The sequence below is a fragment of the Streptomyces kanasensis genome (assembly GCF_043077165.1).
Classification (GTDB): Bacteria; Actinomycetota; Actinomycetes; order Streptomycetales; family Streptomycetaceae; genus Streptomyces; species Streptomyces changanensis.
Genome location: NZ_JBIBSF010000009.1, coordinates 195046 through 210922 on the forward strand (window position 1 = coordinate 195046; position 15877 = coordinate 210922).

Below are 15877 nucleotides of genomic sequence, written 5' to 3' on the forward strand. Positions count from 1 at the left end.
TCGGGGCCCGGGCGGTGGGACGGACCGTCCGGAGTAGTCCAGCGGGTGGTCCGCGCGCCCGGGGCCGAAGGTGAGGAACGGGGCGTCCGGAACGCCGTCGGGCAGCGCCGTCGGCCGGCGTCGCCGTCGGGCAGCCCCGTCGGGAGAGACCGTCAGGAAACGGAGACACGCGCGTGATCGAGGACACCGTCGCACCACCGCCCCTGGAGCCGCCGCCCGTGCGGTCCTGGCCGGCGCTCGACCTCAAGGCCACCGACTTCGACCCGGTGCTCGAAGAGCTGATGCGGGAGCGGCCGGTGAGCCGGATCCAGCTGCCGCACGGCGACGGCTGGGCGTGGCTGGTGACCCGGTACGAGGACGTGAAGGCGGTCGTGAACGACCCGCGCTTCAGCCGCGCCCCGGTGCCGGGCATGACGGTCACCCGGATCACCCCGCACTTCAAGCCCAGGCCCGGGTCGCTGGCGTTCGCCGAGGCGTCGGACCACCACCGGCTGCGCCGCGCCGTAGCGCCGGCGTTCTCCGCGCGCGCCGTGGAGCGGCTGCGGGAGGGGGCCCGGGAGATGCTCGACGAGCTGGTGTCCGGCATGCTGCGGGACGGGCCCCCGGCGGACCTGGTCGACCGGGTGCTGGAGCCGTTCCCGACCACGGTGATCTGCGAGCTGATGGGCGTACCGGACGCCGACCGGGAACGGATGAGCGGTTGGGTGGCGGACATCCTCTTCACCGCGAAGGGCGCCGCGGCGACGGGCCGGGCCAAGGACGAGATGTACGGGTGGTTCGCCCGGGAGATCGCCGCGCGCGCGGCGGACCCGGGGGCCGGCGAGGACATCCTGTCGCTCCTCGGCGCGGCCGTCGCCGCCGGTGACATCACCCAGGAGGAGGCGGTGGGGCTGGTCGGCCCCGTGCAGATCGGCGGGGAGGCCGTCACCAACAACTGCGGCAACATGCTGTACCTGCTGCTGACCCGGCCGCAGCTGCGGGAGCGGCTGCGCGAGGAGCCGCAGACGCGGCCCCGGGCCCTGGACGAGCTGCTGCGGTACATCCCGCACCGCTCGTCGGTGGGGCTGGCGCGGATCGCGCTGGAGGACGTGGAGCTGCGCGGCGTGCGAATCGCGGCGGGGGACGCGGTGTACGTCTCGTACCTGGCGGCCAACCGCGACCCGGAGGTCTTCCCCGACCCGGAGCGGATCGACGTGGACCGCTCGCCCAACCCGCACGTGTCGTTCGGGCACGGGCCGCACTTCTGCACCGGGGCACTGCTCGCGCGGATGGAGATCGAGCTGCTGGTCGAGACGTTCCTGGACCGGCTGCCGGACCTGCGCCTCGCCGTGCCCGCCGAGCGGGTGCCGTGGCGGCGCAGTGCGCTGATCCGGGGTCCGGAGGCGCTGCCCGTCACGTGGTGACGGCGTGTCCGCCCGATCGGTTCCGTTCGCCGGAGGGGGAGGGTCGGAATCCGGACACCCGCCGTCCCGGGCGAACGGGCGTGATTGACGCATAAGGGAGAGGCGCGTGGGACCGTTCCCACGGAGCCCGGACCGGCCCGGTGGCCGGCCCGCCGACCGGCGCGGCGGGGCGCGCGTGGCGGCGCGGGGGTCGCCGGACCCGTGGGGCGCGGGCGGGTTAACGGGGGGTGACGAGCCGTCCGTTCAACGCTGAACAGCTCGAACGGACGGCCCGACCCGTCGCCCGGTCCGCGTGCCGGCCGTCGCCGCGCGCCGCCGCGCCGCTCCCCTCACCGGGCCGCCCGCGGCGCGGGCGCGCGCCCGGGGCCGGCGCGGCGCGGCGGCGGCGTGTCGCGGCGAAACAGGTCATTCGACCGCCCCTTCGACAGGACGCGCGTAGAGCGACCGAAAGCCGGTCTTGTGGGGAGGGTGAACCGGACGCGACGATTCCCGGGTCACCACTTGTCAGGCACATGACCGCCCCCGGAACCGCCGGGCCGGCACTGACCTGACGGGCCCGTCCACCCAACGGGCCTCCCTCATCCCCCACCGGAGGACGTAGTGAACGTCAAGCGCTTCACCCCCCGCGGCGGTTTCGCGAGAGGCGCCCGGCTGACCGCCGTCGCCGCCGCCCTGGTCACCGCCACCGCGCTCGCCGCGCCGAGCGCCGGGGCGGAGACCGCCGAGGCCACCCGGGCGACCACCGCCGAGCTCGCCCGGGTCAGCGAGGCCGTCCTGGACGCCGACGTGCCGGGCACCGCCTGGTACACGGACGCCAAGTCCGGCAAGCTCGTCGTCACCGCCGACTCCACCGTGTCGGCCGCCGAGCTGGCCGAGCTGCGCAAGGCCGCGGGCGACCGCGCCGGCGCCCTGGAGATCAAGCGCACGCCCGGCAAGTTCAACAAGCTCATCGCCGGTGGCCAGGCCATCTACGCGGCGGGCGGCGGCCGGTGTTCGCTGGGCTTCAACGTCCGCAACAGCAGCGGCACCACCTTCGCCCTGACGGCCGGCCACTGCACCGAGATCGCCGGCACCTGGTACACCAACTCCGGGCAGACCGCCCTGCTCGGCTCGCGGACCGGCTCCAGCTTCCCGGTCAACGACTACGGCATCATCCGCCACTCCAACTCCTCCGCCGCCGACGGACGGGTGTACCTGTACAACGGCAGCTACCGGGACATCACCGGCGCCGCCAACGCGACCGTCGGCCAGTCGGTCCAGCGCAGCGGTTCCACCACCGGCCTGCACAGCGGCCGCGTCACCGGCCTCAACGCCACGGTCAACTACGGCGGCGGCGACGTCGTCTACGGCATGATCCAGACCAACGTCTGCGCCGAGCCCGGTGACAGCGGCGGCGCCCTGTTCTCCGGCTCCACCGCCCTCGGCCTGACGTCCGGCGGCAGCGGCAACTGCTCCTCGGGCGGCACCACGTTCTTCCAGCCCGTCACCGAGGCCCTGAGCGCCTACGGCGTGAGCATCATCTGATCTCCCGTCCCCACCACGGCCGGTGGCCCGCTTCCCGCGGGTCACCGGCCCGGCGCGTGGGGCCGTAGGGCGGCGGTGGCCGGCAGGCCCTCGACCCGACGGTTCGTCACCACCGCGAGCTCGTAGGGGTGACGGGTGCCCGGCTGCCACTGGCCGCCGGCGAGACGGATCGTGGCGACGTTGGGCACGGGCCCGGCCGTCCAGTCGAGGGGGCCCGCGACCGTCTCCAGCCGGGTCCGGCCGACGGCCGCCGCGACGGCCGCGGGGTCACCCGGGTCGTCGGCGGTGGCGAGCGCGTGGCGGGCCACCTCGAACAGCGCGTACGCCAGCCCCAGGGGCTGCAGCCACTGGCCCCCGGTCGCCTGCTCGTACGCCTCGGCCAGCTCCGCCGCCGTCATGCCGTCGAGCGACGAGCGGTACGGGTGGGCGGGCGTCCAGTACACCAGGGTCGCCACCCGGTCCTGGGCCGGCCGGTCGCCGCCGCCCGTGGTCGTGGGCGGGTAGGCCAGCCATCGCGAGCAGGTGATCATCCGCGGCTGCGGGCCACCCCGCGCGGCCACTGCGGCCCGGAAGACCGCCAGGTCGCGGGCGGTGGCGGCACTGGTCACGATGTCGGCGTCCGCCGCACGGAAGGCGTCGACCAACGCGTCGAGGCCGTCCGCCGGCTCACGGTAGCCGCCGGGGTCGACCAACCGGTGGCCGCGTGCCCGGGCCACCGGGGCGAAGCCCCGCTCGGCGTCGCGCGACCAGCTCCCCTGCGGGCCGTCGTTCCACAGGCACCCGACCGTGCGGCCCGGCCCCGCGGCGTGCTCCCACAGGTCGGCGAAGGTCTCGGCGATGTCGTCCAGGCCCCAGCAGAAGTGGTACGTCCACCGGAAGGGCCGTCGCCCGTGGGCGTCGCGCCCGTAGTAGTACACCTGCCAGGGGAAGGTCGAGGACAGGCACGGCACGCCGGCGCGTTCGCAGGCGTCGGCGACGGCCGGCAGGACCTCCGTGCCCGCGAGGGTCAGGACGATCCGCGCGTCCTCCTCGGCGAGCAGCTCCCGAACCGCCTGCCGTGCCCCCTCGGCCGTGGACCGGCTGTCCCGTGCGACCAGCCGCACCGGGTGCCGGCGGCCGCCGTTGCGCACCCCTTCCCGCTCCAGCAGCGGCCGCAGCAGGTCCAGGGCGAACGCGAGCGGGTCCCCCAGCTTCGCGAGGCGCCCCGAGCGCGCCACCACCACTCCCACCGTCAGTTCCCGACCCTGCTGCTCCGCCATGCCCGCTCCCGTTCCCTGGTGTCCGGCGCCCGGTCCGCCGGCCGTACGTCCGCGCGTCCGTGGTGTCCGTCATGTCCGTGGTGTCCGCCGGTCACAACGGTGGAGCGGGTGGGAGGTCACGCACCGCCCGCCCGCAGCTCGTGCCGGAGCGGTCGGACGGGACGGTGGGCGTGGGGCGGGGAGCGCGAGGGCCCGTGGGTCGGTGGGACGGTCGGGCGTGGGGAGCGCGGGTGGCGGGCGCCGGTGGGGCGGTCAGGTGGGGGGCGTGCCCCAGACCAGGGTGGTGCCGGTGTACGCGGGGACGGTGCGGGCGTCGGTGTGGGTGGCCGAGGGTGCGCGGCTGTGGTCGTCGCGCTCGTCGAAGGGGGACCAGTCGGTCTTGCTCATCCGCAGCTGGATGTCGCCGGTGTCCCGGCCGGCCGCCAGGGTGCCGCCCGTGAAGCCGACCTCCAGGTAGGCGTCGGCGCCGGCGACCGGCGCGGACAGCGGTACCACCCTGAGCCGGATCCGTTCGCAGCCCACGGCGGCGTGGTCGCACCAGGCGTTCACCCCGGGCGCTCCCCCGTCGCGGGTGAAGTAGTGGCGGAGGGTCAGGGCGGACAGGTCGAGCGGCGCCGTACCGGTGTTGGTGACGCGCAGCTCCGGCCGGACGGCGTTGTCGGTGGGGGCCTGGTCGGTGGTGCGGTGCAGGACCTTGACCGCGCCGGACGGGCCGTCGGCGGGCGGGGTGGCGGCGGTGGCGCCGGGCGACGGCGCGGAGACGTTGCCCGCGGCGTCCCGGGCGCGGACCGTGTAGCCGTACCGGGTGGAGGGGGCGAGTCCGGTGTCCGTGTACGTCGTCCCGGTCACGGGGGCGGCGTTGACCTTCACCCCGTCGCGGTGGACGTCGTAGCCGGTGACGCCCGTGTCGTCGTCCGCCGGGGCCCAGCCGAGGGTGACGGAGGTGGGGCCGGTCGCCGTAGCGGTGAGCCGGGAGGGAGCGGTGGGCGGCACGGTGTCGGCGGGCTCGCCCCCGCCGCCGTACACGTCGGTCAGGCTGAGGCCGGTGGCGCTGCCGGCACCGCCGAGGGGGACCTGGTGGTCCAGGCTGACGAACTTGCCGCGGTGCTGCCACAGGGCGGGCTTGAGCAGGGCGTACTTCTCCTCGTCCCAGGTCTTCCAGTCTCCCAGCAGGAGCCCGCCGGTGTCGCCGGAGTTGGGGTTGAGGCACCAGAAGGTCTGGTGGATGCGGTGCTCGACGATGAGGTCGCGCAGGGCCTTCATCCACTTCTCGTTGGGGCCGCCGTCCAGGAGGCCGCCCCACTCCCCGATGAGGAGGGGCGCGGTGTTCTCCTTGTGGAGGTAGAGCCAGTTGGGGTCCCAGACGTCCCGTTCGAGGGTGGTGCGGTTCCAGTCCCCGGTGAACCACGGCTGGGGGGCGACGAGCGGCCCGTAGTCGTGGGGTGAGTAGACGAGCCGGTCGTTGCCCGCGCCGAGGTCCACGGGGTGGGTACGGGCGCCGCGGAGGTTGCCGCCCCACCAGGTGGAGTGGTAGTCGGCGGCGTTCGTGGAGGACCAGTCGGAGCCGTTCCTCGGGTGGATCTGGACGCCTTCGCAGAGGATGAGCAGCTGGGGGTTGACGGCGAGGACGCGCCGTCCGGCCGTCTGGCAGGCGTGCTTGAAGTCGTCCTGGTCGGCGCTGCCGTCCCACTTGGCGCGCGGGTTCTCGCCGGCGCCGCCGTGGGGCTCGTTCTTGATGTCCATCGCGACGACGGTGTCGTCGCCCCGGTAGCGGGCCGTCACCCACTCCCAGGCCGTGTGGAAGTCCTCGACCGTGATGGCGCCCTTCCACCACACCGGGTGCACGTGGCCGGCGTTGTCGGCCTCCGCGCTGTGCACGTCGAGCATGACCTTGATGCCGAACCGCTTGCACAGGGAGAGCCAGTGGTCGAAGACCTCCAGGGTGGTCATCCCGGCGAGCTCGGGGTTGGCGTGCGCGTTGACGGCGCTGGACACGGCGGCCCGGCCCGCCTTCCACTCCAGGAGCAGCTGAGTCGATACCGGGACGCGGACGATGTTGATGCCGCGTTGCGCCATGGAGCGGGTGGTGTCCGTGATGTTGGCGGACCACAGGCCGTGGAAGACGCGCTCGGTGGTGTTGAAGCCGAACCAGTTCGTGCCGGTGAGCCAGACCTCGTGGCCCCGGGCGTCGACGATGCGGTTGCCGCGGGTGCGCAACCAGTCGTCGCCGGGGGCGGGCGCCGCCGCTTCCGTGCCGGACCGTGCGGCGGCCGCGGTCGGCGGGGCGAGCGTGTTCGGGCCGTCGGCGGTCAGGGTCCGGGCCGGCGAGCTCCGGGCGACCGGGGGGCGGGCGGTGGCGTCGGCGGCCGGTCCGGCGGCCCAGAGCAGCGCGCCGGCGAGGACCGCCGCGAGCGCCGCGCGCACCCGCACGCGCCGGTCATGGGGCGGGCGGATCGTGGGTGACTGTCCCACTGCGTCCTCCATATGTCGAGTACATGTCAACAGCACACATGGGAGCGCTCCCATTGCGCCATCAAGCCAGCCCGTCCGGGGACTGTCAACCGTCCTCGCGCGAACCGTTTCCCCGGGACCGCCGGCCCCGGCGGGTACGGGCGGGCCGGCGGGTACGGGCGGGGGCGTCGGCGGCGGCCGGGGCCGCCCGGCCCGGTCCGCCCTGGAGGCGTTCCAGGTCGCCGGGGCGCACCTGGACGACGAACAGCGCGATCAGGGCGCCGACCACGGCGAAGACCGCGGCCAGGACGAACGCCGCCGACACGCCCGCCGCCAGCACCTCCTGCGCCCACGGCGGCGGCAGTTCACCGGTGCGCTGGAACCGCAGCCGCTCCGGCGCGCTCGCCCGGGCGAGGAAGTCGGCGACCTGCCGCTCCCCCTCGCCGGCGCTCGCCGTGCCGAAGACCGTGACCAGGATGGACAGGCCCAGCGAACCGCCCACCTGCTGCGTGGCGTTGAGGAGCCCGGACGCCGCCCCCGTCTCGTCCTGCGCCACGTTGGAGAGCGCCATCAGCGTCAGTGACACGAACTGCATGCCCATGCCGAGGCTGAGGACCAGCATGGGTCCGAGGATGCTGCCCGCGTACGTCGATTCGACGTCGGTGAGCGTGAGCCAGCCCAGGCCGATCGCGGCCAGCAGCGCGCCGGTCACCATGAACGGCTTGGGCCCGTACCGCGGCAGCAGCTGCGAGGCGATGCCGGCGCCGACCGCGATGACCGCGCTGACCGGCAGGAACGCGAGGCCCGCCTTGAGCGGCCCGAAGCCCAGCACGTTCTGCACGAAGAGCGTCAGGAAGAAGAACATGCCGAAGATGGCCGCCGCCAGACTGAGCATCATCCCGTACGTCCCGGCCCGGTTGCGGTCCGTGAACATGTGCAGCGGGGTGATGGGCTGCCGGGACCGGCGCTCCAGCAGCACGAAGACGGTGAGGACCACCACGGCCACCCCGAACGACGCCAGGGTGAGCGCGTCGCTCCAGCCCTCCTGCGCGGCGCGGATGAATCCGTAGACCAGCACGACCATGCCGAACGTGGACGTGAGGGCACCGGCGACGTCGAAGTGGCCGGGGAGCTTGTCCGACTCCCTGATCCAGCGGGGCGCGGCCAGCAGGATGAGCAGGCCGATCGGCACGTTGACGAACAGCACCCAGCGCCAGTCGAGCCACTCGACGAGCATGCCGCCCGCGAGGAGGCCGATCGCGCCGCCCCCCGCCGAGACGGCGGCGAAGACGCCGAAGGCGCGGTTGCGCTCGGGCCCCTCCGGGAACGTCGTGCTGATGAGGGCGAGCGCGGTCGGTGAGGCGATGGCGCCGCCGACGCCCTGCAGGGCGCGCGCCGCCAGCAACTGCCAGGACTCCTGGGCGAGTCCACCGAGCAGGGACGCCAGGACGAACAGGGCGACGCCCACCATGAACACGCGTCGCCGTCCCAGGATGTCGCCCGCGCGCCCGCCGAGCAGCAGCAGGCCGCCGAAGGCGAGCGTGTAGGCGTTGACGACCCAGGACAGCCCCGTGGTGGAGAAGTCGAGGGACCGCTGTATCTGCGGCAGGGCGATGTTCACGATGGTGATGTCGAGCACCACCATGAGCTGGCAACTGGCGATGACCAGCAGGGCGATCCCGTTGCCGCGGCCCCGTTCCGGGGCGGCGGCCCGCGGGGTCGGGGCGGATTGGGGAGTCGTCATGGCGTTCATCGCCCTCGCTGAGGGGCCGTGGACGAGAGCCGTCCACCGTTCAACGCTAAGCCCGGGTCCGGGGGTCCACCACTCGGGTGACGTCAGGGTCAGCGGGCGGCGCCGCACGCGTAGGTGAAGGCCGTGCCGGCGATGTGCCTGCCCGGGGAGAGGACCTCCAGGTCGGCGCGGGCCGGGTAGGCGCCCTCACCGTCGAACGTCCACAGCAGGTGGAGCCGGACCTCGTGCCGGCCGTCGGGGACGTGCTCGGTGAGCACGCCGGACGTGGTGCCGTCGCCGCGCAGCCAGCGGTACGTGAGCGTGCCGGGGCGGCCGTCGGTGCGGACGACACCGACGACGTCGGCGGTGCCGCCGCACGCCGCGCCGCCCGCCGGGACGACCCCCTCGGTGCGGACGGCCACGCCGCGGACGGCGACGGTGGGCCCGTACCGCTGCCAGGCGAGCAGGGCGAGGACGCCCAGGAACACCAGCGCGGGCAGGGCGTACCGGCGACCGCGCACCCGGCGACCGGGCGCGCGGCCGGGCGCGGGCGGTACGTGCGGGAGCACCGCCGTCGGCGCGGAGCCCGCCGACCGCGCCGCCGCGGTGACGCCGGGTCCGAAGCGGAGCACGGTCCCCTCGACGCGGTCCGGCCGTGCCGGGGCCGGCGGGCGGGACGCGGCGACCCCCGCGGCGTCGCCGGCGGGCCACCCTGGGCGCTCCTCGGCGTCGCCGGCGGGTCCGGCGGGGTGGACGGCGGGCCCATCGGGGTGGACGGCGGGCCCGTCGGGGCGGTCGGGGTCGTCGACCCAGTGGGCGGCGAGGGCGGTGGCGCTGTACGCGGGGTCGTCCGCGGGACGCGCCGGGTCGGGGACGCGGGGAGCGGTCATCGGATCTCGCACCTCCGGGTCTGCAGCTGCCGGGACGAGGCGCCGCCGGCGGGCGCCGGGTCGGTGGTGACCGCGGCGGTCCAGTGGCAGCCGGCGGTCCGGAAGGTGTGGGTGAGCGTGAGGGTGTGGGTGTCGGCGCCGGCGCGGCGGTACGTCTCCGTCGGCCCGTCCTGCGCCCCGGGGCTGCCCCAGGAGTCCCCGGCGTACCAGGTGACGTGGAGCGTGACGGGCCCGGGGCCGTCGGCGGTGACGTCGAAGGCGGCGGTCGCGGTGGTGGGGCCGGTCTGCCGGAAGTCCCGGACCGTGACCGACCGGACGCCGGTGGCCGGTGGTGCCGTGCTCGGCGGTGGCGCGGACGTGCCCGGTCGCGGTCCGGCCGGGGCGGTCGGCGTGGCGGGGGCGGCGGTGGCGGACGCCTCCTTGGACGGCGTGGGCGCGGTGGCGGGCGGTGGCGTCGTGGACGGGGCGGGGGTCGCCGGTGCGTCCGGTGTGCCGGACGGGGTGTCCGTGGCTCCGGTCGCCGTCCCGGTCGGGGTCGGCGAGGGCGCCGGTCCGGTCGACGCCGGGACGGAAGGCGTCGGGGCGGGGGACGCGCCACCGGTGGGTGACGGGTCCGGCGTGCCACCCCGCACCCCGGTGGTGGCCACGGCCTCGACGCCCGGACCTCCGGGGCCGGAAGTGGCCTGCGACGCGCCGGCGAGGAGGGGGACGAGACCGAGGAGCAGCGCGCCCGCGACCGCGGCCCAGCCGAGCGGTCCGGGCAGCCACGCGCGCCACCAGCCGCCGCCGTCACCACCGCCGGCACCGTCGCCGAGGGAGGTGGTCGCGAGGTCGGTCGCGCTGCCCGTCCGGTCCCCGGCGGAGGGGAACAGCAACGGCAGCAGCGCCGCGAGGGAGGCAAGGCGGCCCCGGCCGCGTTCCTCCCAGCCCGGTCCGCAGGCCGCGGCGGCGGCCGCCTCCAGCTCCGCGACGAAGGCGGCGGCCTCGCCGGGCCGCTCCTGCGGCGTCTTCGCCAGACCGCGCCGCAGCAGCGCCCGCAGCGGCTCGGGCACGCCCTCGACGGGTACGGGTGCCTCGACGTGCATCAGGGCGAGTTCGGCGATGTTCTCGCCGGTGAAGGGCTTGCGGCCGGTGAGGCACTCGTGGAATACCGCCGTGGCGGCGTACACGTCGGAGGCGGGCGAGGCGGGCGCGCCGGTCCACTGTTCGGGCGCCATGTAGGCGGGTGTGCCGGCGACGGCGACGACGGCGCCGTCGCCCGTGGCGATGCCGAAGTCGACGAGCCGGGAGGCGCCGTCGGCGGTGACCAGGACGTTCTCCGGCTTGTAGTCGCGGTGGACGACACCGCGCGCGTGGGCGGCGGCGAGTCCGAGCAGCGAGCCCTTCAGGACGGTGAGCGCGGCCTCGGGACCGACCGCGCCGTACTCGCGCAGCAGGGCGCGCAGGGCGAGGCCGTCGACCAGCTCCATGACGATGGCGGCGCCCTCCGGGGCCTCCACGTACTCGTACAGGCCGACCACGTGCGGTGACGCGAGGGTGCCGAGCAGCCGGGCCTCGTCGCGGAAGCCGAGGACGAACGCCGGATCGCCGCGCAGGGCTTCGCCGAGGTACTTCACGGCCACCGGCAGCCCGGTGGCGTCGTGGACGGCGAGCACGACGCGCCCGCCGGCCCCCGATCCGAGCTCGCGGACGTCGGTGTAGCCGGGTACCGACCAGCCGTCCATGCGGCCTCCCCCAGGTCCTCGCGCGGTGGTCCTCACGCGGTCTTCACGACCGCTCCCCCACAGGGACACCTTTCGGCTACGGCTGGTTCCCGACCTTCCCGGACGCGCGCTCTCCCCTGGCCGACGGCCTCCGGGGCGGTGTGCGCGCGGTCGCGACGGCGATACGCGCGGTGCTAGAAATAGGGCATGAGGGGCAAGAGTGGACGTCTCGGACGGCCCGCGCGCCGGGAGAGGTTCCTCGGGGTGCGCAGCGCCGCCGGACAGGTGCTCTTCCTCCAGATCGTGGTGGCCGTGGTGCTCATCGCCGCCGCCGTCCTCGCGCTCGCCTTCCAGGCGCGCCACGACGGCGAGCGCGACGCGCGCCACCGCTCCCTCGCCTCCGCCGAGTCCTTCGCGGACGCCCCCGGGACCCTCACGGCGCTGCGCGCCCCCGATCCGGCCACCCTCCAGCGCCACGCCGAGGCCGCGCGGGAGGGGTCGGGCGTGGACTTCGTGGCGGTGATGGCGCCGGACGGCACCCGCCTGGCCGACAGCGACCCCTCACTCGTGGGGACCCGCGCCGAGGACGTGGAACGGGCGGCGTCCGGCACCCCGTTCACCGAGATCTTCCAGGGCGACCCCGACGAAGCGGCGCGGGCCGTCGTCCCCGTCGCGGACGCCGACGGGACGGTGGTGGGCCTGGTCTCCGCCGGCGTCAGCATCGACAGCGTGGGCGACGCCGTGGACCGGCAGCTGCCGGTGTTCCTGGGTGCGGGCGGGGCCGCCCTCGCGCTCGCGACGGTCAGCTCGGCGCTGGTCAGCAGGCGGTTGCGGCGGCAGACGCACGGCCTGGGCCCCGCGGAGATGACGCGGATGTACGAGCACCACGACGCCGTGCTCCACGCCGTCCGCGAGGGAGTGCTCATCGTCGGGGATGACGGGCGGCTGACCCTCGCCAACGACGAGGCGCGCCGGCTGCTCGCCCTGCCGCCGGACGCCGAGGGCCGCCGCGTCACCGACCTGGGCCTGACCGGCGACACCGCGGGGCTGCTCGCCTCCGGGCGGACGGTGACCGACGAGGTCCATCTGACCGGCGACCGGCTGCTCGCGGTCAACACCCGCCGCACCCGTCCGCACGGCGGACCGTCCGGCACCGTCGTGACGCTGCGGGACACGACGGAGCTGCGTGCCGTGACCGGCGTGGCGGAGGTCGCGCGGGAGCGGCTGACGCTGCTGTACGAGGCGGGTGTGCGGATCGGCACGACCCTGGACGTCGTCCGCACGGCCGAGGAGCTGACGGAGGTGGCGGTCCCGCGGTTCGCGGACTTCGTGACGGTGGAACTGCTGGACCCGGTGCTGCGCGGCGAGGAGCCGACCGGGGCACACTCGGTGATGCGCCGGGCCGCGGTCAGCGGCGTGCGGACGGACCACCCGCTCCAGCCGGCCGGTGACCTGATCCGCTTCGACGTGCCGACGACCCCGATGGCGGCGGCCCTGGACAGCGGCCGGGCCGTGCTGGAGGCGGATCTGACGGTGGCGCACGGCTGGCGCGCGCAGGACCCCGCCGGGGCCGACGTGGCGGTGGCGTACGGGATCCGCTCGCTGGTGACCGTGCCGCTCCAGGCCCGGGGCGTCGTCGTGGGCATGGCCAACTTCTGGCGCGTGACGCACTCGGGGCGGTTCGAGGAGGAGGACCTCGCCTTCGCGGAGGAGCTGGCGGCGCGGGCGGCGGTGGCGATCGACAACGCCCGCCGGTTCACCCGGGAGCACGCCATGGCGGTGACGCTCCAGCGCAGCCTGCTGCCGCGGGTGCTGCCGGAACAGGACGCGCTGGAGATCGCCTACCGGTACCTGCCGGCGCAGGCGGGGGTGGGCGGCGACTGGTTCGACGTGATCCCGCTGCCCGGCGCGCGGGTGGCGCTGGTCGTCGGCGACGTGGTCGGGCACGGGCTGCACGCCGCAGCGACGATGGGCCGGCTGCGCACGGCGGTGCACAACTTCTCCACGCTCGACCTGCCGCCGGACGAGCTGCTGGGCCACCTCGACGAACTGGTGTCGCGGATCGACGAGGAGGAGACGGGCGACGGCGCGGCCGGGATCTCCGGCGCGACCTGTCTGTACGCCATCTACGACCCGGTGGCGGGGCGCTGCTCGATGGCGTCCGCGGGGCACTTCGCGCCGGCGGTGGCGCTGCCCGACGGGTCGGTGGCGCTGCCCGACGTGCCGGTGTTCCCGCCGCTGGGGCTCGGGGGCGGGCCGTTCGAGACGTACGAGGTGCGGCTTCCGGAGGCGAGCAGTCTGGTGCTGTACACGGACGGGCTGATCGAGCACCGCGAACGGGACCTCGACACGGGGCTGCGGCTGCTGCGCGAGACGCTGGCCGACGGCCCGGGGCGGACGCCGGAGGAGACGTGCCGGGCGGTGTTCGGGGCGCTGCTGCCGCCCAGCCGCGACGACGACGTGGCCCTGCTGGTCGCCCGCACCCGGCTGCTGCCCGAGGACCGTGTGGCCGACTGGGACGTGCCGAGGGACCCGTCGGCCGTGGCGCCCGTGCGGGCCGCGTGCGTACGGCAGTTGGAGCGCTGGGGGCTGGAGGAGATCGGCTTCAGCACCGAGCTGATGCTGAGCGAGCTGATCACCAACGCCATCCGGTACGGCTCCGATCCGATCCACGTGCGCATGCTGCGCGACCGGAGCCTGATCTGCGAGGTGTCGGACGGCAGCAGCACCTCGCCGCACCTGCGGAGGGCCGCCACCACGGACGAGGGCGGGCGGGGCCTGTACCTGGTCTCGCGGTTCGCCGGCCGGTGGGGGACGCGGTACACGCCGAACGGCAAGGTCATGTGGACCGAGCAGTCCCTGACGGGCGGCGCGCCGCCGGCGGACGCGTCCGCCCTCTTCGACGACGCCGCGTGGTGAGGGCGGCCCGAGGCCGGCTGGGTCCCGGGGTCGGGATCCAGCCGCCTCGGGCCGCGCGGGGCGCGGCGGCGCGGTCACCGGACCGGGCCCCGCCCGGGCGGGGCGTCCCTTCCGGTCACAGGTGTCGGCGGACGCGGGACGCCTGCCGCTCGTACGCCGCGCGGGCCGTGACGGCCGCCTCCCGCGTGGCCACCTCGGCGACCGGCACGTCCCACCAGGCGGCCGCGCCCGGGGCGGCCGGCCCCGTCTCACCCGTCTCGACGTACACGCACGTGGGCCGGTCGGAGGCCCGGGCCGCGGTCAGCGCGGCCCTCAGCTCGCCGACGGTGGCCGCCCGAAGGACGTCCATGCCGAGGCTCGCGGCGTTGGCGGCGAGGTCGACGGGGAGCGGGTCGCCCGTGTACGAGCCGTCGGCGGTCCGGTAGCGGTAGGCGGTGGCGAAGCGCTCGCCGCCGGTCCGCTCGGAGAGGCCGCCGATGGAGGCGTAGCCGTGGTTCTGGACGAGGACGACGTTGATCGGCAGGCCCTCCTGCACGGCGGTCACCAGCTCGGTGGGCATCATCAGGTACGTGCCGTCGCCGACGAGCGCCCACACCGGCGTGCCGGGCGCGGCGAGCTGCACCCCGATGGCGCCCGGGATCTCGTAGCCCATGCAGGAGTAGCCGTACTCCAGGTGGTACTGGCGCGGGGAGCGGGCGCGCCACAGCTTGTGCAGGTCGCCGGGGAGGGAGCCGGCGGCGTTGACGACGACGTCCTCGTCGCCGACGACCGAGTCGAGGACGCCGAGCACCTGGCTCTGCGTCGGGACGGCCCCGTCGTCGTCCGCGCGGAACGCGGCGGTCACGGCGCCCTCCCAGCGCTCGCGGCCCGCGCGGTACTCGGCCTCGTACGCCGCGTCGACGCGGTACCCGGCCAGGGCCGCGGTGAGCGCCTCCAGCCCGGAGCGGGCGTCGGCGACGAGGGTGCGGGCCGCCATCTTGTGCGCGTCGGCGGGGTTGACGTCGAGGTTGACGAACCGGACGTCCGGGTGGGCGAAGAGGGTGCCGGAGGCGGTGGTGAAGTCGGTGTGGCGGGTGCCGACGCCGAGGACGAGGTCGGCGGTGCGGGCGATGTCGTCGGCCGCGGCCGTGCCGGTGTGGCCGACGCCGCCGAGGTCGGCGGGGTGGTCGTGGCGGAGGGACCCCTTGCCGGCCTGGGTGGAGGCGACGGGGATGCCGGTCGCGTCGACGAGCGCCCGGAGGGCGTCCTCCGCCTCGCTGTGGTGGACGCCGCCGCCCGCGACGACGAGCGGGCGCCGGGCGGCCCGCACCGCGCGGACCGCGGCGTCGAGCTCGGCCGGGTCGGGGGCGGGGCGGCGCACGGGCCAGACGCGTTCGGCGAAGAACTCCTCCGGCCAGTCGTACGCCTCGGCCTGCACGTCCTGCGGCAGGGCGAGCGTCACCGCGCCGGTCGCGGCGGGGTCGGCGAGGACGCGCATGGCGCGCAGCGCCGACGGCACCAGCGCCTCGGGCCGGGTGACGCGGTCGAAGGAGCGGGAGACGGGGCGGAGGGTGTCGTTGACGGAGACGTCGGCGTGCACCGGGTGCTCCAGCTGCTGGAGCAGCGGCTCGGCGGTGCGGGTGGCGAAGGCGTCGCCGGGCAGCAGCAGGACGGGGAGCCGGTTGATCGTGGCGAGGGCGGCGCCGGTGACGAGGTTGGTGGCGCCGGGGCCGATGGACGTGGTGACCGCCTGGGCGGAGAGCCGGTTGCACTGCCGGGCGTAGCCGACCGCCGCGTGCACCATGGCCTGCTCGTTGCGGCCCTGGTGGAACGGCATGGCCTGCCCGCCCGCCTCCAGCAGCGCCTGGCCGATCCCGGCGACGTTGCCGTGGCCGAGGATGCCCCAGGTGCCGGCGACCAACCGGCGCCGCACCCCGTCGCGTTCGGTGTACTGGACCGTCAGGAAGCGCACCAGCGCCTGGGCGACGGTCAGGCGGCGGGTCGGACGGCTCATCGG

General features: G+C 75.6%; 9 protein-coding genes. 3 read left to right on the plus strand and 6 right to left on the minus strand.

Annotated features, from left to right (window positions below; translation table 11 throughout):
- Positions 1–173: 173 nt before the first annotated feature.
- Together ACF053_RS22625 and ACF053_RS22630 are read left to right on the plus strand one after the other, a co-directional pair.
- A complete protein-coding gene (locus tag ACF053_RS22625; protein WP_391955583.1) occupies positions 174–1403 on the plus strand; it encodes a cytochrome P450 in 1230 nt (409 codons plus the stop codon).
- Between the two features lie 600 nt (positions 1404–2003).
- Positions 2004–2927: a S1 family peptidase gene (locus ACF053_RS22630; RefSeq protein WP_391955584.1), complete on the plus strand. Its 924-nt coding sequence runs from the start codon at positions 2004–2006 to the stop codon at positions 2925–2927.
- Between the two features lie 41 nt (positions 2928–2968).
- Here ACF053_RS22630 and ACF053_RS22635 read toward each other — a convergent pair whose 3' ends face one another.
- From ACF053_RS22635 to ACF053_RS22655, 5 genes are all read right to left on the minus strand, one after another.
- Entirely contained in the window at positions 2969–4186 is a 1218-nt protein-coding gene (locus ACF053_RS22635; RefSeq protein ID WP_391955585.1) for an ABC transporter substrate-binding protein, read from the minus strand.
- Positions 4187–4438: 252 nt separating this feature from the next.
- On the minus strand, positions 4439–6658 hold the full coding sequence (locus tag ACF053_RS22640) for a cellulase family glycosylhydrolase (protein ID WP_391955586.1): 2220 nt from the start codon (positions 6656–6658) through the stop codon (positions 4439–4441).
- Positions 6659–6743: 85 nt separating this feature from the next.
- Entirely contained in the window at positions 6744–8381 is a 1638-nt protein-coding gene (locus ACF053_RS22645; RefSeq protein WP_391955587.1) for an MFS transporter, read from the minus strand.
- 98 nt (positions 8382–8479) lie between these two features.
- Positions 8480–9259, minus strand: a complete 780-nt coding sequence (locus tag ACF053_RS22650) for a hypothetical protein (protein ID WP_391955588.1) — start codon at positions 9257–9259, stop codon at positions 8480–8482.
- Positions 9256–10983 carry a protein kinase domain-containing protein gene (locus ACF053_RS22655; RefSeq protein WP_391955589.1) on the minus strand — a complete coding sequence of 576 codons (1728 nt, stop codon included), beginning with the start codon at positions 10981–10983 and terminating at the stop codon, positions 9256–9258. Before ACF053_RS22655 ends, ACF053_RS22650 begins: the two co-directional genes overlap by 4 nt.
- A 186-nt stretch (positions 10984–11169) precedes the next feature.
- Between ACF053_RS22655 and ACF053_RS22660 the strand changes: the two genes are divergently transcribed.
- Entirely contained in the window at positions 11170–13881 is a 2712-nt protein-coding gene (locus ACF053_RS22660) for a SpoIIE family protein phosphatase (protein ID WP_391955590.1), read from the plus strand.
- A 115-nt stretch (positions 13882–13996) separates the two neighbouring features.
- Here the strand turns inward: ACF053_RS22660 and iolD are convergent, their stop codons facing one another.
- Positions 13997–15874, minus strand: a complete 1878-nt coding sequence (gene iolD / locus ACF053_RS22665; RefSeq protein WP_391955591.1) for a 3D-(3,5/4)-trihydroxycyclohexane-1,2-dione acylhydrolase (decyclizing) — start codon at positions 15872–15874, stop codon at positions 13997–13999.
- Positions 15875–15877: the final 3 nt, after the last annotated feature.